The organism is Plesiomonas shigelloides (assembly GCF_900087055.1).
Classification (GTDB): Bacteria; Pseudomonadota; Gammaproteobacteria; order Enterobacterales; family CAMTGL01; genus Plesiomonas; species Plesiomonas shigelloides.
Map to the genome: position 1 here is coordinate 1,919,492 of NZ_LT575468.1, position 18,642 is coordinate 1,938,133.

The following is an 18,642-nucleotide window of genomic DNA, read 5'->3' on the forward strand; positions in this document are numbered from 1 at the left end:
TGTTGATAACATCACCGTTAAAAGTATATGCCATCTCCCGCCAAGTGCCGTTAACCGCCAGACAAATCGCTCACCATACACAATAAAAACCACGCAATAAAAAACCGCCTCATGGGCGGCTTTTTATCTGACTCGTTTTGATTTATACCATCAGCTTACTTCACTTCCTCAATAGAGGAGTTATCCGAGCCTTCGGTATTCACTTGATGCGGTAAAATCAGGTTCAGTAACACCGCCACCAGCGATGCCAGACCTACACCTGCCAGCGCAAAGCTGCCGATTTTCAGCTCCAGCGAGCCAATACCGATCGTCAAGGTAATTGCTACGATGGCGATATTGCGGGAAGCGCCTAAATCCACTTTCGCATCAACCAGCGTTTTCAAACCAATTGCCGCGATAGAGCCGAACAGCAGCAGCATGATCCCGCCCATCACAGGCATCGGGATTGAGGTCAGCAGCGCATTGAACTTACCGAAGAATGCCAAGATGATGGCAAAAATCGCCGCCCACGTCATGGTACGCACATTGAAGTTACGGGTGATCATCACTGCACCAGTCACTTCCGCATAGGTGGTCACTGGTGGGCCACCAATCAGACCAGCAAAGCATACGCCCAAACCATCACCAAACAGCGTGCGGTGCAAGCCCGGAGTCTTGGTGTAATCCTTACCGGTTACGCCACCAATCGCCATGACGCCACCGATATGCTCGATACAAGGCGCAATCGCCACCGGTAACATGAAGAGCGCCGCCGCCCAGTTCACTTCCGGCGTAATAAAGGTTGGCACCGCCAACCATGCCGCGGATTGCAGACCGGTGAAATCCACCATGCCAGAGAATGATGCTACGGAATACCCCACCACGACACCGGATAAAATCGGCAGTAAGCGCAGCCAGCCTTTACAAAAGACTGCAGTAACCAGCGTGGTCGCCAGCGATACGCCAGCCAGCGCCAGTGCAGTATCCAACGGGATGATCTGCTCACCGTTCACACGGCCCATCGCCATGTTACAGGCCACTTGCGCCACTGATAGACCGATAACCATGATCACAGGCCCAATCACTACTGGCGGCAACAAGCGGTGCACAAAGCCCACCCCTTTGGAGCGGATAATGCCAGCAAACAGGAAGTACATCAGGCCGGCCATGCACAGGCCAAACATAGTGGATGGCACACCCCAGGTTTGGGTGGCATAGATAATCGGGGCAATAAAGGCAAAACTCGATCCCAGAAAGATCGGCACTTGATTACGCGTTGATAACTGAAATAACAGTGTTCCCACGCCGGCGCCCAACAGGGCCATTGAAGGGTTCAATCCCGTCAACAGAGGAACGAGCACCATAGCACCGAAGGCGACAAACAGAATTTGCAACCCGGCAATACTTTGCTTTATCTGGGAGAACATGCGGATCCTTAGCAACAACAATATAAGGCAATAACGTGACTTAACCCTCGGGGGTTACCGAGTGGATAAATCCGGATCCTGCTTGTAAAACGGTGTGATAGGAATAAAGGGTGCGAAAGGAATATCTCGATACCCAGTAAGGCACAAAACTCGCGATAGATCGCTCATTACACCTTACCGTGTTTCAGGATGTTACAGAGAAAACATCCACCGACACTCAATATCAGCAACACACAAGCATCGAGAATCAGATACTACTCGATTCAGCGGCAAATAGCAAACGTTTGCAGCAAAATAGAAAAAAACGGCACCTTGTAAGGCACCGTTTCCATAAAAATCGTGCTCATCACGACATACAGGCGTTTTTATTCTGCGCTGTCGTCTTTGTACTTCGCTGCGGTTTCTTTAATCAACGCTTGCAGTTCGCCCTTTTGCGCCATCTCCAGCATGATGTCGCAACCGCCAACCAATTCGCCTTCAACCCACAGCTGTGGGAAGGTTGGCCAGTTAGCAAATTTTGGCAATTCAGCACGAATATCTGGGTTTTGCAGGATATCAACGTAAGCAAAACGCTCACCACAAGCCATCAGCGCTTGCACGGCTTGGGCAGAAAAACCACAGCTCGGTAATTTTGGCGAGCCTTTCATGTACAAAATGATTGGGTTTTCAGCCAGTTGTTGCTTAATCTTTTCAATAGTTTCCATGATGCTCACTTCCGCATTGGTGTTCTGTTGGCTTGATTCTACCGACTCTGCGGCAAAATAAAAAATCACATATTTTGTGTGGTTTTGGAACAAACATCTGCTGTACACCGCAATAACACACTGATATATCAACCAGATGCATATTTATTCCACTGAACTCACTATGCATCCAGCTGCAGCACACTCTGGCAGTACCTTGTGCATAAAACCGGCGTATCGTCCGGATAACAGCAGATGATACACAGAAATTTAGTCTGCAGCCTTTTAATATAGAAAAAACTTGCTAAAATCCCAAACCATAACAGTTCAACAACAGCAAGCTGTGTCCAATCATCGCCAATAGGATGATTAGAGGAAGCAATTAAACCGGGCAAAGACCCAACAATAACGGAGATAACGGCAATGTCTTTTGAATTACCTGCACTGCCATATGCAAAAAATGCACTGGAACCACACCTGTCAGCTGAAACGCTGGAGTATCACTACGGTAAGCACCACAACACCTACGTGGTTAACCTGAACAATCTGGTTCCTGGCACTGAGTTCGAAGGCAAGTCTCTGGAAGATATCGTTAAAACCTCTTCCGGCCCGATCTTTAACAACGCCGCTCAAGTCTGGAACCACACTTTCTACTGGAACTGCCTGGCACCACAAGCGGGTGGCGAGCCTACCGGCGCACTGGCTGATGCAATCAATCAAGCATTCGGCTCTTTTGACGCGTTCAAAACTCAGTTCAACGACGCAGCAGTGAAGAACTTCGGCTCTGGCTGGACTTGGCTGGTGAAGAAAGCTGACGGCTCTCTGGCAATCGTGAACACCTCTAACGCTGGCTGCCCACTGACTGAAGGTCACACTCCACTGCTGACTGTGGACGTGTGGGAGCACGCTTACTACATCGATTACCGCAACGTACGTCCTAACTACCTGAATGGTTTCTGGGCGCTGGTAAACTGGAACTTCGTCGCTAAAAATCTGGCCGCGTAAGATCTTCGGCTCATCATCGGTGCCCGTCATATGCACCGAGAGCACGTAGACCTCGTTATCCCCTGCTCAGGCGGGGGATTTTTATATCCCACATCCAGCCTCACCTAGCCCAAATACAGGTTGTTTTTCTTCGTTTACACCATCCAACTCCGCAATCAGCAACGCTTTCCCTGAAAATATTTCACTCTGTAACAACCTGCGCAACATCACACTTTATCGTCATACATATCCCTATCATGCCCCTGCTTTTTAAAAACATCTTACCGATAAAGGGATATAACAATAAAAATGCGTAAATTGACATTACTTGCCAGCGCATTGGCGCTGAGCTTCTCGCTAAATACTGCCGTACACGCCGCTGAAACCGCCACCACCGCGCCGCTCTACAGCGGTGTCACCGTGGCCGAGCTGGCGCAAGAAAAACCCATTCATTGGGTCTCCGTAGAACAAATCGAACACAGCCTCAAAGGCAAAGCGCCGATGGCGGTAGGTTTTGATATTGATGATACCGTGCTGTTTTCCAGCCCTGGATTTTATCGCGGTAAGCAAATGTTCTCCCCTGATAGCTATGCTTACCTGAAAAACCCACAATTCTGGGAAAAAATGAATAACGGTTGGGATGAATTCAGCATTCCGAAGAAAGTGGGACATGACTTAATTGCGATGCACTTAAAACGTGGTGATCATATCTATTTCATCACCGGTCGCGATCAAACTAAAACCGAAACCGTGACCAAAACGCTGCAAAAAGATTTTGCGATCCCCGATAACGCATTAAATCCAGTTATTTTTGCCGGTGACAAACCAGGCCAAAATACCAAAATCAGCTGGATGAAAGCCAAAGACATCAAAATCTATTACGGTGACTCTGATGGCGATATCAAAGCTGCCATTGCGACTAATGCGCGCGGGATCCGTTTACTGAGAGCGTCTAACTCCACTTACCAGCCGCTGCCGCAAGCCGGCGCCATGGGCGAAGAGGTGATCATTAACTCGCAATATTAATTCAGATAATTTACCGCATCCTCATTCAAGCACGTAGGTGATCCGCTGCCCATCGCGGATCATCTACACCCATCAGTGTAAAGCGTTTTATTGCTCTTACTGTGTTGTACTTCTCTCTCGTGCTCTCTTTTTTATCGTTACTATTCTGTGCTTCTCTTTTCTGCGCTTATCTTTTGATGGCTCATCCCCGCATTTTCAAATAACGCCAGATATCTGACTTTCCTTACCTAAAAATGCCAGATTACTGACTAAGCGTAACTTAACCTACCGCACAGTTATGAAAAAAAGTGCATTAGAGGTTTGACCCACATCGCTGCACTTACGATTATGTCGCACAAAATTTTAAAACTTCAGGTTATTCACGCTCAGGATCGGGAAATGCGTGTTAAGCACACGACAGTGCACACGATTTCTTTTGCTGTGACGAAATAATGCCTAAGGCATCGCGGGAAAATGTCACTGGAATGACAATCTCTCGCTACACATCGTGGCATTATGGCTCTTCGGCAGCATCCGGCATCCAAAACGGAACAGATTATTATGGACAGCTCTACCACCAGCATGACACCGGATACGCCTACCGATAAAAATTTGATTGAGTGGTCATGCAAATACACGCCCCGCACGGGAATTAGCCCGGATACGACAGAATTCTATTACCAGCTCTTTGACGATCGATTGGAATATTCCACAATCCAATACAACGCATTAGCCAAATTCCTGTTCGGTGCTGGTGCGGTGATCATGATTGTATTTTTAACTTTCGGATTAGGGCTAGGTCCGGTAGCTGGATTTTTAGGCTTGTGTGCCGGTAAGTTAATCTACAGTGCGTTAATCCTCAATACGGGGCCTATTGCCATTGCGCGTGCGGACATCCGCTCACTGCAATTATCAGAAGACCACCGTAAACTGAATTTGACCTTGCATGATGACAGCCAAGTACTTATCCACACTGATCCGGATATTTACCCCACGCTCACTGAGCTGCTTATTGCCCAAGGCTGCACCGTTCACGGTGAAATGATTGCCGCAAGTGCAAATCACAACGATAAAATTGCCGATGCCGCGCCCCAGCCACATAAACGCACCATCATTATTGGATTAGTCGTGGTGTGGATTGGCGCGGCGGTCGTATTTAGCCAAATCGATGGTAATAGCGTTGCGAGCAGTCACATCGCATTAGAATCACCGACGTCAGACGCTGCATCATCGGTTAGCAATGAGCTATTCCAGATAGAAAAAGCCATTAATGCGGATGATAGAAATTATCTGGCCGAAAAAGTTCCTAACGTGAAAGCGCTCTACGCCAATGATGGCGCTTTTGCCGCCATCAAAAATGACGGTAGCCTGATCACTTGGGGCTTTAGCTTTCAAGGCGCTAATAGCAGCCCACAAGTTCAGGCACTACACAATATTAAAAGCGTGCTGCCCTTTAATGGTGGCTTGCATGGCATGCTCGAACAGCTCGGTTTTTTTGCTCTGACCGAAGATGATCGCTTAGTCACTTGGGGTGAAACACAAGCACCTGCGGAATTAGAGCCACGCTTAACCGAGGTAAAAGAAGTCCTTACCACCCGCCGGATGTACGGCTTTGCCAGTGCTTTTAGCATGATCGCCGTACTCAAAAATGACGGGAGCGTTGTCAGCTGGGCCCCACCACAAGAAAAGGACAGCGACGTCGGACAGGCCAACAGCCTGACCGATATTCAAAGCATCACCGACTCATATGGCTGCTTTATCGCGCTAGATAAGCAAGGTGCCACGCACGTATGGGGCTACAGCACATGCGAATCTGACTTAGCGCCCAAGCTGAGCAATCGGACATATAAGCGCATTCGCGCCTATGGCGACCAAATCCTGGCCGAAACCTTTGATGATACCGTTTTGGTGATTTCGAACCGCGCAGAAACACAATCGCGATACGTATTACCGCAATGGGCTGCCAATATCAGCGAGTTTTATGCCGGCCACCGCACCAATGCCGCGTTATTAACTGACGGCACGTTGATGTACTGGCAGCAGCCGACCGCTAGCGATCCTAAGCCACGCGCATACAAGCAACTGGATCAGGTGCAGCAAGTACAATCGGTGGGCGTGTACACCGAACCCGATATCGGCTGGACCGATTTGCTGGCACTGACGGCCGATGGCGAGGTGGTGAATATTGATGAGTCAGAGAGTGCTTCAGAGCGCTTCTTTGAAAATTGTAATAACTTCAGCCAGATCCAAAAAATTATACCGATGCCTAATCAACAACACGTGATGTTGTATGACCGTAATGAAAGCATTTATTTTTGTGGCGATGCGCCGTTAGCGCTGCGCAGTTATAACGGCACTGTGATCCCGCAGCTCCAAAGTACCGAGTTGTTCTTACAATCTTACCTGTACCTGACTCAAGGTAGCGGACAAGTGTCCGTCCTGATGACAATGACAGATGCAGATTACGACAATTACGCGAAATTCTTCGCCGAAAACATGCAAAACAGTCAGACCCAAATCATCTCCAACGGTTCACTGCTGTCGCTCAACCAAGATCAAACCCTCAGTGCGCTCACGCCACAAGATAAACCGGCGCTTAAAAATATTGGCAAAGTGCGTCAAGCCCTCGCCAATACCACCGGCTTTGCTGTACTGGATGATAACGGTACCCTCCATACATGGCGCACCACAGGCTACATGGATGATGAGTTTATCTCCGTACCGAAAGAAGAGCTGTAACGAGAACTCGCGCTGCGAGCCGCTTGCACCAACAAAAACACCGGCATTCGCCGGTGTTTTTTTCACTCAATCACGCATGCAATGGGCATGAGTGGGTATCTAAATGCACGGTTACAGCGATTCCGATGCCAACGGGCGCGAACCATGACGCTCCGCACTGCGGATCCACGTCACCGAGCCCATCACCGCAATCGCGGTCAGCAAAATATACTCCAGCGACATCGCATACACGCCCTGCACGGCATAAATCACCACGCTGATCAGATCAATGACAATCCACAGCAGCCAGTTTTCTACATACTTACGGGTCATCAAAATCATCGCCGCAATCGACAGCACTAACATTGCCGAATCCCACACTGGGAAGGCATCCGGTTGCAGCTCAGGCATTGTCACGGCCAGCCCCATTCCCTGCATCAAGTCAATGGCGACAGTGGTCAAAAAGGCAAACACCGGATCGATAAACTGGCTCATCAAAATAATGGCTACCACGCACACACCGGTCAGCGTCAGGGCTTTACTGCGCGACAACCAGCGAATTTTCAGCGCCGCTTCGTTGTCGGCAGTTTGTCGGCTCCACGCATACCAGCCATACACGTTGGCGACAAAGAAAAACACCTGTAACAGCAAACTTGCATACAGCTGGATTTGAAAGAAAATGGCGGCAAACAACGTCACATTGATTAGACCAAACAGATAGTTAATGATCTTCTCTTTGCTGGCAAACCAGATACACAGCAAACCAAAAATGGTGCCGATAGCTTCAATCCACGACAGTGCATAACCGCCTTCACCCAACGGAATATTCACCATCACATTGTTAATACTGAAAAAATCCATCACACATTCTCCTTATTATAATCTTGATAGATAGCGGCCAAGGCCAATTCAATCTCGCGCGCCTCCCCCAGATGTCCGCAAGAGTCTGCCTCTTGATAGGCATTAATCCCTTGTTCTAACTCTCCGCTGCTCGTCACCACCACATTCAATACCGAAGCGGTGCGCATGCCACGCAGTGCGCCAATGACCATCAACGGCGCCGTTTCCATGTCCGCAGCCAAAATACCAAAGGCAGCCCACTTAGCGGTTAATTCAGCTTCGTGGTCGGTATAAAAGCTATCATGACTACGCACATAGCCGCTGTGGGTCGGGAACTGCAAACGCTGCGCTTGCGTTTGTAAGCAATGCACTAAGCCGGTGTCAGCGCATGCCGGATAGCCTGATGGTACATAAATCTGTGACGTGCCCTCATCCCGTACCGCGCCTGTCGCAATCACCAGATCGCCAAGCTGCATCGGCACTTGTAATGCCCCGCAACTGCCAATACGAATCAAGGTAGTAACGCCAATGCGCTGCAACTCTTCGATAGCTATTGCCGCTGACGGGCCACCAATGCCGGTCGACAATACCAACACCTCAATGCCCTGATACCAGCCACGCAAAGAGCGAAACTCGCGGTTATAGGCCAGTGGCTGTACGTCATCCAAAAAGCGAGCGACATGCTCAACACGCTGCGGATCGCCCGGCAGCAACGCGTAACGCGCGCCAGTCATCGCTCGGCTTAAACGAATGTGTGGTTGCAACTCCATCATGGGTACCTCACTTTGTTGCCTAGGCTCACTACCGCGCCATTACTATGGTCATGACTATGCCATTCGCGCAGATGCTCAAGGCAACATGGGTCAACGCCGATGCTTCACAGAAGACAATTCGGCTTACATACCGGCTTGCGCACGTAAACGTGGCGCATCCAGCAATCGAATTTGTTCACCATCCACCGCAATAATTTGCTGCTCTTTCAGCTCATGCAGGATCCGGTTAATACTGCGCGGCGCCGCAGCAAACTCATGACTCAACTGCTGCTTATCCAGCATCGCGCAAGGGCTACCGTGAGTTTCAAATTGCTCCCACAACGCCAGCGCCACCCGCTGATGCAGCGTATACAAGTTATCGGCCCCCGCTTTTTGCGATAAGCGATAATATTGCTGGCTAAACGTACGTAACATGCTCTGATTAAAGTGATTATCGAGTGCTAGCCACTGGCTAAAATCATCACGTGATAAGCGCAATAAGCGCGTATCTTCTGTCGCTTCAACCGAGCAAATGTAAGGGCGCTGCTCAAAAATCTCCAACTCGCCCAGCATGTCGCCTTTGCCGTAATTGGCCTGCTGATAACGTCGCCCATCGTCCGTTTCCAAGAACACATCCACCCGGCCTTGTAAAATCAGGTGAAAATGGCGACAAGGTTCATGCTGACGACAAATCAGTGTTCCACGAGTTACCTGCAGTAACCGCCAACGCCGCATCACATCCAACGGACAGTGTTTTACCAGTTCATACAGCGCCGGCTCATTGCTGATCAGCTCGACAATCGCCAGCCAATCGTCCGGATATAAGCTCTTTTTCATGCTGAACACTATAAAGTTTCCTCTGCAGGTAAAGACAGGACCGTAGTCCACCCAGCTAACAGCCTGCGCAGCGCAAAATGTCGCGAAGGTCTGATATTACACACCCAAGGCGGACAAATGTCCCACACCGCAACAACTGGCAAAATTTCGTGATGGCCATCACGCGTGACATCTCTTGCAGCAACGCTATACGCTCAGCGTGAAAAGCAAAAACCCTAAATAAACTAGGGATAAAAGCAAAAGCCCATAACAGAGCTACAAGAGGGAAAAGAGGGAAAAGAGGGAAAAGAGGGAAAAGAGGGAAAAGAGGGAAAAGCACAATACGCTGTTACAGCGCAAACCAAAGCACACTGCCCATCTTTAGCGGCCAAGCAGCCTACCTCGTGCTCATCACATACCTATGGCAAAAAAGAACAATTCGTGGTGTTGATACCGTATAACTCACTCAGCATCAACCTCACACTACCGCCGCGCTGATTCGCTATTTAGTGCCAAACAGGCACACCACTGTGGAATTTAAACTCCGGATCCGGTGAGGTAATCAGCTCCGCTTCCACTGCTGCAAAGTAAGCGATACGCGCACTGATATCCTGCCCCGCCACGGCCTGAGCTAATGACAGATAATCTTGATAGTGACGCGCCTCCGAGCGCAGCAGCGACAGATAAAATCGCCCTAACTCCTCATCCAAGTAAGGAGCCAGCTTGGCAAAGCGCTCACACGAACGCGCCTCGATAAACGCGCCGATAATCAGCTTATCGACCAACGCATTCGGCTCAAAGTGCTGCACATGACGCATCATACTCTTCGCATACCGACTCGCGGGCAGCGGCTCATAGGGGATCTGCTTTTGCGCCATGATCTCCAGCACCTGATAAAAGTGATGCAGCTCTTCTTTGATCAGCAGCACCATCTTATCCACCAGCTCCGCACCATAACGGCAATCTGCACGCACAATCACCTGTTTCGATGCCGCACTTTTCCCACGCAGCGTCTCCACAGAGCCTAATCGGCGATACGCCAGATCCTCATAAGGCTGCAGCCACGCATTGAGCATCGCGGCACTTTCGGGCTCCACGGCATAGCGACGAATCAAAAACAGCGCACTTTGCGCCGCTTTTAGCTCGCACAACAGATGATCGCGTAAAATCACCGGCAAATTTTCGGGCTTTCTCGCCTCAGTGATCCAGCTATCGGGCGTCACCGCCTGTAAAAACTGGTACACAGGCTCAAGCAATTGTTCAACAGACATACCGTTCTAAAATAGCGTTATACAAGAGTGGTGGTTTACCATAACCTGATAATAACATTATGTTTGCGCCCTGCCATCAGGCCTACGCTCCCAAAACTCGGCATAGCAGCAATAACGCCTTGCCGTGCACAATGAGTAAGTCGCAATGGGCAATGGGCAATGGGCAATGGGCAATGGGCAAACACTCTCGACTGACCTCAATTGAAACCGAACTCAAATGCACAAGACACTTGTCGATTACCAAACTCGCATCGCCGCACTGCCAGATAAACCGAGCTATACGCGCAACGATCTACTGATTCCCGATTTTCTGCTAGAAAAATCCGGCACGTTGGAGATTTACTACGCGCCACACAACGAATACGCCAACTCACAAGCTCGCGTCTTTATCGTGGGGATCACGCCCGGCTTTCAGCAGATGTCACAAGCCTTTGTCACCGCGCATCGTGGGCTGGTAGCCGCAAAGTCACTGGCCACCATTCAATACGAATGCAAAGTGGCCGCTCGTTTTAGTGGCAGCATGCGCACCAATATCATCAACATGCTCGACAGCCTGCACCTAAACCAAGCGTTAGGTCTGGCCAGCTGCGCCGCCTTATTTGATGAACAAGATCATTGGTTACACACAGTGTCACTGATCCCCTATCCCGTTTTTGTCAAAGGCACCAACTACACCGGCCATACGCCCAAACTGGGTAAGACAGCGCTACTGATGAACTACGCACGTCACACCTTTGCGCACGAGTTCGGCCAGTTGCAGCACAAAGATCACGTCTTACTCATTCCGCTAGGCAAAGCTGTCGAAGAGGTTTTACAGCAACTGGCCAGCGAAGGCTGCGTGGATGCCTCACAAATTTTATCCGGTTTCCCGCATCCCTCCGGAGCCAACGTCAACCGTCTGAAGGAGTTGGAAAAACATCGCTCCGCATTAGAAACACAGATCCGTCAGTTTGCTACGGCAATTGCGCCACTTCGCACCTGCTCACACCAGTAAGCATATAAACCGGCTACGTCACCGGCACACAGTCGCGATACCGCAGGCGCAATCACTTCATCCGGCCACAGCCACCACTGCATCTCCTGCAACTGCGCAATGGCCGCCTCGTCAAAACGAAAACGGATATGCTTGGCCGGATGCCCACCGACAATCTCATACGGCGCGACATCCTTGGTCACCAAAGCTCGGCTAGCAATCACCGCGCCATTACCGACTTTAACCCCCGGCATGATCATCGCCTCAGTGCCAATCCACACGTCATGCCCAATTTCGGTGTCTCCTGCACGCACAAAGCCATCTTGCGCCGCAGAAAACAGCGGATTGTCCATATAGAAAAAAGGAAACGTTGATACCCAATCGGTCCGGTGCCCTTGGTTGCCCGCCATCATAAATACCGCCCCAGAGCCGATAGAGCAGAAATTGCCGATGCGCAGCTTATCGACATCATCCCTATCAGGACTTAGGTAGCGCGCACAGTCATCAAAACTATGACCATGGTAATAACCAGAATAATAGCTATGTCGACCTGCAATAATGTTCTTATTGGTAATTTGTTCTTGGAGCGATTTACCCGCAAACGGGCTGGAAAAATAATTTTGCATAATACTGTCGATACCTTACGTCGATGATGCCCACAGATATGTAACGTAAACCTTGTCAGCCAGCAAAACAAAACAGTGTCTAAAACGTCATAACTGCCACATCTATACCCAAACAACGTGAAGCTGCAGGTAGGCGGCAAGTGAGTGAATCCCCATGAGCATAGACAAACTATGTGATTGGGGTGAACGAACGTAGCCAACACCGCTGCAGCTTCAAGTAGGAAGGGGATATTGCAAAATACCGCCAAAGACAAAAAACCAGCAAAATAATGTCGCCACTTTACTTAGATAGACAGATAATCTTTCATTACAACCGGCAATCAATAAAAACATCACCGGTAGCCATTTTGGATTAGGCTGGAGCACATCTGATAGCAGGTCTCCCCGGCAGCATGTAGACATTTAAGGAGCTGATCTCATGGAGTCTTTTGTTTTTTATAACCCGACCGAAGTATTGTTCGGTCAGCAGCAAATTGCCCGGCTGGCCGAGCGTATTCCGGCCGATGCGCGGATCCTGATCACTTATGGTGGTGGCAGCGTGATCCGCTTTGGCACATTGGATGAAGTACGCCAAGTCCTGCACAAACACACATTCTTTGAATTCGGTGGCATCGAGCCGAATCCGTCTTACGAAACCTTGATGCAAGCTGTCGCGGCCGTTAAAGAGCATCAAATTGACTACCTGCTGGCTGTTGGTGGTGGATCTGTGGTGGATGGCACTAAATTCATTGCCGCTGCGGCCTGTTTTACCGGCGATGATCCGTGGGACATCCTGAGCAAGCAAGCACCGGTTGAGTGCGCACTGCCGCTGAGCTGCATTCTGACCCTGCCAGCCACCGGCTCAGAAACCAACTCCTTTGCCGTGATCAGCCGTAAATCCGATCACAGTAAACTGGCTTTCGCCAGCCCACGCGTCTATCCACAACACGCGGTACTTGACCCAACCAAAACCTATACCTTGCCAGAGCGGCAAATCAGTAACGGCGTTGTCGATGCGTTTATCCATATTCTGGAGCAATACCTGACCTATCCGGTCAATGCCAAAGTGCAAGATCGTTTTGCCGAAGGTCTGTTGCTGACCTTGCTGGAAGAAGGCCCACGCGCGCTGGCCACCCCAACAGATTACGACATCCGCGCCAACATCATGTGGAGTGCTACTATGGCACTGAACGGTTTGATTGGTGTGGGCGTGCCACAAGACTGGTCAACTCACGCCATTGGCCACGAGCTCACCGCGGCGTACGGTTTGGATCATGCGCAAACCTTGGCTATCGTTTTGCCTGTATTGCTGGATGTACAGCGCGAGCAGAAAAAGCAAAAACTGCTGCAATATGCCGAACGCATCTGGGGCTTGCGTGATGGTAAAGACGAGCATCGCATCAACAAAGCCATCGAGAAAACCCGCGATTTTTTTGAAATGATGCGTGTAAAAACGCATCTGGCCGATTACGGTATCAATGCCAAAGATGCTGCGGAAAAAGTGGTTTCCTCACTCAAACGTCACCACATGACGGCACTGGGCGAGCACAAAGACATCACCCCTGAAGTGGTCGCGCGTATTTTGTTAATGGCTTAATTTTTCAGATGTTATGCGGGCTAGCGTAGCCACAAGGGCATGCTAGCTGTCGATAAAATCGATAAATATACCGCCCAAAAACCATACAATAAGAGGACACAGATAATGCATCTGATGTCCTCTTTCTCTCCTCATTTTTCATTCGTTTCTCCTCACACATCTCTGCCGCTCAAGTACTCGCAATTCGCTCATCACCGCACAACTGCGTTAGCCAGTAACAGGCCACACCTCCGATCACTTAACTGGCTAGACCATTTGACCACGAAAATTTAGCTACACTGCTGTCATGTTATTAATCAGAAGATCTGATGCCATGTTCCTTCAGCCGTATTACCAATCAGCCGCAGACAGCTTTCACTTCAGCCGCGAGCAGGCCAGTCACTTTGCCAAGCGCATCGCCGGCGACTTCAACCCCATCCACGATCCCGATGCCAAGCGCTTTTGTGTACCGGGTGACCTGCTGTTTGCCCTGATCATGAGCAAAATCGGCCTGAGCCAACACATGCATTTTGATTTTGCCGGTATGGTTTCTGATGGTGTGACTCTTAGCCTCAATAGCGAAGATCAGCAGCTGTGGTGTGTAACCGATGACAGCGGTAAAAACTACCTCAATGTTGCCACATCAGGGGAGACGACCTTTGATAGCCACATCACCGAGCAAGTGATCCGCAGCTATGTGGCATTTTCCGGTATGAATTTCCCACATATCATGGTTCCGCTGATGGAACAAACCCAGCACATGATCCATCCAACGCGCCCGTTGGTGATTTATGAAAGCATGTCACTGGAGATGTCATCACTGGAGCTGGCGCGCCCAAGCGTACGCCTGAGCAATGCCAGTATGGATATCGAAGGGAAACGCGGCAATGTAACGCTAGAATTTGTCTTTACCGAAAATGGTAAAGAAGTGGGCATGGGACGCAAACGCATGGTCGCTAGCGGTCTGATCCCATATCAGCAAGATGCCGTCAACGACTTAGTCAGCCGCTTTGAGCAACGCAAACATGCCTTTTTAAATCAGGCTCTGGTCGCGTAAACCTACGAGTTACGGGACTATTGCTTAACAGAACCGTCTTAAAAGCCGCAGTTTGAATCATAACGACATCAAACTGCGGCTTAAAATAACATTCGAATTCAGACACAACCGCTAAACTACCGTTTCTTGCTATTACTGTTGATTGGCTGTTGCTAAGCCGCTGCGACTAAATCCAGCGCGACTAAACTGCTTAGCTTAAGTTATAGATCAGGTCGTTGCGCCACAACCACGGGCGAAGCCTTGCTCCAAACGCTCACGTAAATCACCCTCCAAGGCCAACACCTTTTGCGTTTTCATATCCACGCAGACAAAGGTGATCGCTGCATCAGCAATCAGATCACCACTTTCGACACATACAATGCGTTGTTGTAACACCCCACTGCGCTCCCCCAGACGCTCCAGATGACAATCGACGCTCAAATGCTGATTGAGCAGCGCCGGCTTGCGATAATTAATATTGATATTCGCAATCACAAAGCCAACACCACGCTGCATATACCAAGCTAAATCACCGCTGGTTTCCAGCCAATGCCAACGCGCCTCCTCCAAAAACTCCAGATACCGCGCATTATTCACATGCTGATAGGCATCCAGATGATAACCCCTAACCCGAATGCTAACCGGCAATATCGCCTTATTTCCATCGCTCATCGCTAACTCCTTGCTGGATCTTTCCTCGATCCTAACGGGATATCACGGAGGAACTGCTGATGCCTCGTGTTGTGTTATTGCACTGTTGAATTCCCTTTTACGCACTGATTTTCAAGATGTGCACTGCATGTTTGCATTACCGTAAGGCAATCACGCGCAGACTCATCTATTTAGCAACATCAAATAACAGCGGATAGCTCTCGCCTGCGGCTACCACATTCACCAGCCACACCATCTTGTCACTGGTGCAAGAACCCACTTGGAAAGAGGCAATCCAATCATCGCCTTGGCGAGTAAATACCAGCGGGATCACGCCCATATACATATCGCGCCCTTCAACCGTGCCTTGCGGTACTACCGTAGCCGGTAAGCCAGATAAACGTAACTGCAACTCACTTTCGGCCTGTGGCGGCAGTGGCGATAATTCCAAGGTTATCGCAGCACCAGCTTTACTTTCCAATGCGCAGCTCTGCAGATTTAAATTGCACAGCGTACTGGCTGATGGAGCACTGCCGTTCGTCATATCGGTTTGTTGTTGTGCGCGGGTTTCATAAAATGACCACGTCCGCCACGCCACTAACGCCAGAAAGATAATTAACACCACAATCAGCTGGATTAACCGTGCACGGGTGAGTTTCTCGGCAGCCACATTTACTCCTTTATTGCTATTACTGAATATTCACGTCATTACGCATAACGCGGGTAACTAAATTGGCGCTGATGCGCTCGCAACTCTCGCTCTATTGTACTGATTTATGGTGCTTTAGTTATCGGTGTTAATGCTAATTATTTCGCTGACATCGCTATGGTCAGTGATAAAAGCCAGCGAGTTAGCGCGTGTCATAACACCCGTATTGATCGCACCGCTGTGTGCTAAGTGGATTAACCCACACACTTAGCTAGCAGCGCCGGCGGTGGCAGCGCTAATTAGCCACTCAATCACACGAGTTGAATCACACATATATAAGCGCTTAGCACTATAAGTGCCTTACAACCTCATACACCGTTACGATACCCACAAATTTGTTATCTCACCGTAACAAATGTGTGCTTTTTTTGCTGCACTTCATGCATGACTCAAGTAGAATCGGAAACGGAAAATGCCGCGTTTACAGTAAGTAGCAAAAAAACCGGACAGAGCCTCTCTTCCGGACGCGGCAAAACAGAGATGTTCCTGCACAGGGATACATTAGTGTAGTTGATAGTGACAACAGCGGAAGCACGTCATCATGACCCAACAGATGAATACGCTTGAGCAAACTTACAACTATACAGTCGTGCGCCAATTCGCCATCATGACCTTGGTCTGGGGCATTGTGGGCATGTCTGTAGGTGTTCTGATTGCTGCGCAACTTATTTGGCCTCAGCTTAACTTCGAAACACCGTGGCTGACTTATAGCCACTTACGTCCGTTACATACCAATGCGGTCATCTTCGCCTTTGGTACCTCGGCGTTGATGGCAACATCGTTTTATGTTGTCCAACGAACATCGCAAACCGCACTGTTTGCGCCCAAATTAGCGCAATTTGTGTTCTGGGGCTGGCAGTTAGTGATCCTGTGCGCAGCGATCTCGCTGCCGATGGGATTTACCACGTCCAAAGAGTATGCCGAGCTGGAATGGCCGATTGATATCCTGATCGCCATTGTGTGGGTGGCCTATGCTATCTGCTTTTTTGGCACCATCGCCAAGCGTAAAGTCTCCCATATCTATGTCGCCAACTGGTTCTTCGGTGCCTTTATCATCACCGTGGCCGTGTTGCACATTGTTAACAGTATGGCGATCCCACTGACCCTGACCAAATCCTATTCCCTGTACTCCGGTGCAGTCGATGCGATGGTACAGTGGTGGTACGGGCACAACGCTGTAGGCTTCCTGCTGACCGCCGGTTTCCTCGGCATGATGTACTATTTCGTACCGAAACAAGCGGGCCGTCCGGTGTATTCATACCGTCTGTCCATCGTGCACTTCTGGGCGCTGATCTCCTTGTATATCTGGGCCGGTCCGCACCATTTACACTACACCGCGCTGCCTGACTGGACACAAACCCTCGGCATGGTGATGTCCGTGATCCTGTTCGTGCCTTCTTGGGGCGGCATGATCAACGGGATCATGACCCTGTCTGGTGCTTGGCATAAGCTGCGTGATGATCCGATACTGCGCTTTTTGGTGGTCTCCCTCTCCTTCTACGGGATGTCGACCTTCGAAGGCCCAATGATGGCGATCAAAACCGTCAACGCCCTGTCCCACTACACCGATTGGACAGTCGGCCACGTGCACTCTGGTGCGCTGGGCTGGGTAGCGTTGGTCACTATCGGCTCGTTGTATCACCTGATTCCAGCCTTATTCCACCGTGAGAAGATGTACAGCACCCGTCTTATCAACGTGCACTTCTGGCTGGCGACCATTGGTACGGTGTTGTACATCGTGTCCATGTGGATCTCCGGTGTCATGCAAGGCCTGATGTGGCGTGCTGTCAATGCCGATGGCACCCTGACCTACTCATTTGTGGAAGCGTTACAGGCATCTTATCCGTTCTATTTCATCCGGTTTGTCGGCGGCTTATTCATCATCACCGGCATGTTTGTGATGGCCTATAACACCTATAAAACCATTACGGATAGCAGCACGGAACTCGATCCAGTGAACAAAGCTGCCGGTGAACCAGCCTGACAGGGAAGAATAACAATGAGCAGTCAGAACAACCGCCACGAGATTGTGGAAAAAAATATCGGCTTGTTAGCGATCCTGATCGTGGTTGCGATCAGCCTCGGCGGGCTTGTAGAGATTGTGCCGCTGATGTTCCAGAAAGAGACCACTCAACCGGTCTCCAACCTCAAACCTTACACCGCCTTACAGATGGAAGGGCGCGATATTTATATTCGCGAAGGTTGCCACACCTGCCATAGCCAGATGGTGCGTCCGCTGCGCGCCGAAACCGAGCGTTACGGCCACTACTCTGTGGCCGGTGAATCGGTCTGGGAGCACCCCTTCTTATGGGGCTCTAAGCGTACGGGCCCGGATCTGGCGCGCGTTGGTGGCCGTTACTCCGATACTTGGCACCGTGAGCACCTGTTAGACCCGCGTTCCGTTGTACCGGAGTCCAACATGCCCGCCTTCCCATGGTTGGAAGAAAATGTGCTGACCGGTGAGCTCACCGGTAAGAAGCTGGCACTGTTTCGCGATAATTTCGGGGTTCCTTACACCGAAGCGCAAATTGCCTCTGCCGGTGCGGATGTAAAAGGTAAAACCGAAATGGATGCGCTGATTGCCTATCTGCAGTCCCTCGGTCTGGCGATGAAATAA

General features: G+C 50.0%; 17 protein-coding genes. 8 read left to right on the top strand and 9 right to left on the bottom strand.

Annotated features, from left to right (window positions below; genetic code table 11):
• Window positions 1–155: 155 nt before the first annotated feature.
• Window positions 156–1,406 carry a uracil-xanthine permease family protein gene (locus tag NCTC9997_RS08455; protein WP_039044817.1) on the bottom strand — a complete coding sequence of 417 codons (1,251 nt, stop codon included), beginning with the start codon at window positions 1,404–1,406 and terminating at the stop codon, window positions 156–158.
• Window positions 1,407–1,771: 365 nt separating this feature from the next.
• Window positions 1,772–2,113, bottom strand: a complete 342-nt coding sequence (locus tag NCTC9997_RS08460) for a Grx4 family monothiol glutaredoxin (RefSeq protein WP_170919720.1) — start codon at window positions 2,111–2,113, stop codon at window positions 1,772–1,774.
• Between the two features lie 399 nt (window positions 2,114–2,512).
• Here NCTC9997_RS08460 and sodB point away from each other — a divergent pair, with 399 nt between their 5' ends.
• From sodB to NCTC9997_RS08475, 3 genes are all read left to right on the top strand, one after another.
• On the top strand, window positions 2,513–3,094 hold the full coding sequence (gene sodB / locus NCTC9997_RS08465) for a superoxide dismutase [Fe] (RefSeq protein WP_010863829.1): 582 nt from the start codon (window positions 2,513–2,515) through the stop codon (window positions 3,092–3,094).
• 288 nt (window positions 3,095–3,382) lie between these two features.
• Window positions 3,383–4,099 (top strand): acid phosphatase AphA, encoded by a 717-nt coding sequence (aphA, locus tag NCTC9997_RS08470; protein WP_010863830.1) that lies wholly within the window; start codon window positions 3,383–3,385, stop codon window positions 4,097–4,099.
• 540 nt (window positions 4,100–4,639) lie between these two features.
• The gene (locus NCTC9997_RS08475; protein ID WP_064977837.1) at window positions 4,640–6,817 is read left to right on the top strand and encodes an RCC1 domain-containing protein; all 2,178 of its coding nucleotides are present in this window, start codon (window positions 4,640–4,642) and stop codon (window positions 6,815–6,817) included.
• A gap of 111 nt (window positions 6,818–6,928) precedes the next feature.
• Here the strand turns inward: NCTC9997_RS08475 and pnuC are convergent, their stop codons facing one another.
• The 4 genes from pnuC to miaE form a co-directional block, all read right to left on the bottom strand.
• Window positions 6,929–7,657 carry a nicotinamide riboside transporter PnuC gene (gene pnuC, locus NCTC9997_RS08480; RefSeq protein WP_064977838.1) on the bottom strand — a complete coding sequence of 243 codons (729 nt, stop codon included), beginning with the start codon at window positions 7,655–7,657 and terminating at the stop codon, window positions 6,929–6,931.
• Window positions 7,657–8,406, bottom strand: a complete 750-nt coding sequence (locus NCTC9997_RS08485) for a nucleoside phosphorylase (protein WP_082935591.1) — start codon at window positions 8,404–8,406, stop codon at window positions 7,657–7,659. Before NCTC9997_RS08485 ends, pnuC begins: the two co-directional genes overlap by 1 nt.
• 126 nt (window positions 8,407–8,532) lie before the next feature.
• Window positions 8,533–9,225 (bottom strand): Crp/Fnr family transcriptional regulator, encoded by a 693-nt coding sequence (locus tag NCTC9997_RS08490; protein WP_081632875.1) that lies wholly within the window; start codon window positions 9,223–9,225, stop codon window positions 8,533–8,535.
• 485 nt (window positions 9,226–9,710) lie between these two features.
• Window positions 9,711–10,475: a tRNA isopentenyl-2-thiomethyl-A-37 hydroxylase MiaE gene (gene miaE, locus NCTC9997_RS08495; RefSeq protein WP_064977840.1), complete on the bottom strand. Its 765-nt coding sequence runs from the start codon at window positions 10,473–10,475 to the stop codon at window positions 9,711–9,713.
• 217 nt (window positions 10,476–10,692) lie between these two features.
• Here miaE and NCTC9997_RS08500 point away from each other — a divergent pair, with 217 nt between their 5' ends.
• Window positions 10,693–11,469: a hypothetical protein gene (locus NCTC9997_RS08500; protein WP_064977841.1), complete on the top strand. Its 777-nt coding sequence runs from the start codon at window positions 10,693–10,695 to the stop codon at window positions 11,467–11,469.
• Here the strand turns inward: NCTC9997_RS08500 and catB are convergent.
• Entirely contained in the window at window positions 11,421–12,074 is a 654-nt protein-coding gene (gene catB / locus NCTC9997_RS08505; RefSeq protein ID WP_064977842.1) for a type B chloramphenicol O-acetyltransferase, read from the bottom strand. The two genes, NCTC9997_RS08500 and catB, sit on opposite strands and share 49 nt — an antisense overlap.
• Window positions 12,075–12,492: 418 nt before the next feature.
• On the opposite strand from catB, the gene NCTC9997_RS08510 reads away from it, so the two are divergent.
• Together NCTC9997_RS08510 and NCTC9997_RS08515 are read left to right on the top strand one after the other, a co-directional pair.
• Entirely contained in the window at window positions 12,493–13,650 is a 1,158-nt protein-coding gene (locus NCTC9997_RS08510; RefSeq protein ID WP_064977843.1) for an iron-containing alcohol dehydrogenase, read from the top strand.
• Between the two features lie 313 nt (window positions 13,651–13,963).
• Window positions 13,964–14,686 carry a DUF3581 family protein gene (locus NCTC9997_RS08515; RefSeq protein WP_039044826.1) on the top strand — a complete coding sequence of 241 codons (723 nt, stop codon included), beginning with the start codon at window positions 13,964–13,966 and terminating at the stop codon, window positions 14,684–14,686.
• Window positions 14,687–14,893: 207 nt separating this feature from the next.
• Here the strand turns inward: NCTC9997_RS08515 and NCTC9997_RS08520 are convergent, their stop codons facing one another.
• The gene (locus NCTC9997_RS08520; RefSeq protein ID WP_039044953.1) at window positions 14,894–15,313 is read right to left on the bottom strand and encodes an acyl-CoA thioesterase; all 420 of its coding nucleotides are present in this window, start codon (window positions 15,311–15,313) and stop codon (window positions 14,894–14,896) included.
• A 190-nt stretch (window positions 15,314–15,503) separates the two neighbouring features.
• Window positions 15,504–15,986, bottom strand: a complete 483-nt coding sequence (locus NCTC9997_RS08525) for a hypothetical protein (protein WP_064977844.1) — start codon at window positions 15,984–15,986, stop codon at window positions 15,504–15,506.
• Window positions 15,987–16,566: 580 nt separating this feature from the next.
• Here NCTC9997_RS08525 and ccoN point away from each other — a divergent pair.
• Both ccoN and ccoO read left to right on the top strand, forming a co-directional pair.
• Complete coding sequence (gene ccoN / locus NCTC9997_RS08530; protein WP_036769819.1) at window positions 16,567–18,009, top strand: cytochrome-c oxidase, cbb3-type subunit I; 1,443 nt, start codon at window positions 16,567–16,569, stop codon at window positions 18,007–18,009.
• 15 nt (window positions 18,010–18,024) lie between these two features.
• Window positions 18,025–18,642, top strand: coding sequence for a cytochrome-c oxidase, cbb3-type subunit II (gene ccoO, locus NCTC9997_RS08535; protein ID WP_010863843.1), 618 nt, complete (start codon window positions 18,025–18,027; stop codon window positions 18,640–18,642).

Excerpts from the sequence above, each read along its gene's own strand:
- aphA (WP_010863830.1), top strand. The coding sequence starts at position 3,383 with ATGCGTAAATTGACATTACTTGCCAGCGCATTGGCGCTGAGCTTCTCG.
- pnuC (WP_064977838.1), bottom strand. The coding sequence starts at position 7,657 with ATGGATTTTTTCAGTATTAACAATGTGATGGTGAATATTCCGTTGGGT.
- NCTC9997_RS08485 (WP_082935591.1), bottom strand. The coding sequence starts at position 8,406 with ATGGAGTTGCAACCACACATTCGTTTAAGCCGAGCGATGACTGGCGCG.
- ccoN (WP_036769819.1), top strand. The coding sequence starts at position 16,567 with ATGACCCAACAGATGAATACGCTTGAGCAAACTTACAACTATACAGTC.
- catB (WP_064977842.1), bottom strand. The coding sequence starts at position 12,074 with ATGCAAAATTATTTTTCCAGCCCGTTTGCGGGTAAATCGCTCCAAGAA.
- NCTC9997_RS08455 (WP_039044817.1), bottom strand. The coding sequence starts at position 1,406 with ATGTTCTCCCAGATAAAGCAAAGTATTGCCGGGTTGCAAATTCTGTTT.
- NCTC9997_RS08515 (WP_039044826.1), top strand. The coding sequence starts at position 13,964 with ATGTTCCTTCAGCCGTATTACCAATCAGCCGCAGACAGCTTTCACTTC.
- miaE (WP_064977840.1), bottom strand. The coding sequence starts at position 10,475 with ATGTCTGTTGAACAATTGCTTGAGCCTGTGTACCAGTTTTTACAGGCG.
- NCTC9997_RS08475 (WP_064977837.1), top strand. The coding sequence starts at position 4,640 with ATGGACAGCTCTACCACCAGCATGACACCGGATACGCCTACCGATAAA.
- NCTC9997_RS08500 (WP_064977841.1), top strand. The coding sequence starts at position 10,693 with ATGCACAAGACACTTGTCGATTACCAAACTCGCATCGCCGCACTGCCA.
- ccoO (WP_010863843.1), top strand. The coding sequence starts at position 18,025 with ATGAGCAGTCAGAACAACCGCCACGAGATTGTGGAAAAAAATATCGGC.
- NCTC9997_RS08490 (WP_081632875.1), bottom strand. The coding sequence starts at position 9,225 with ATGAAAAAGAGCTTATATCCGGACGATTGGCTGGCGATTGTCGAGCTG.
- NCTC9997_RS08510 (WP_064977843.1), top strand. The coding sequence starts at position 12,493 with ATGGAGTCTTTTGTTTTTTATAACCCGACCGAAGTATTGTTCGGTCAG.
- sodB (WP_010863829.1), top strand. The coding sequence starts at position 2,513 with ATGTCTTTTGAATTACCTGCACTGCCATATGCAAAAAATGCACTGGAA.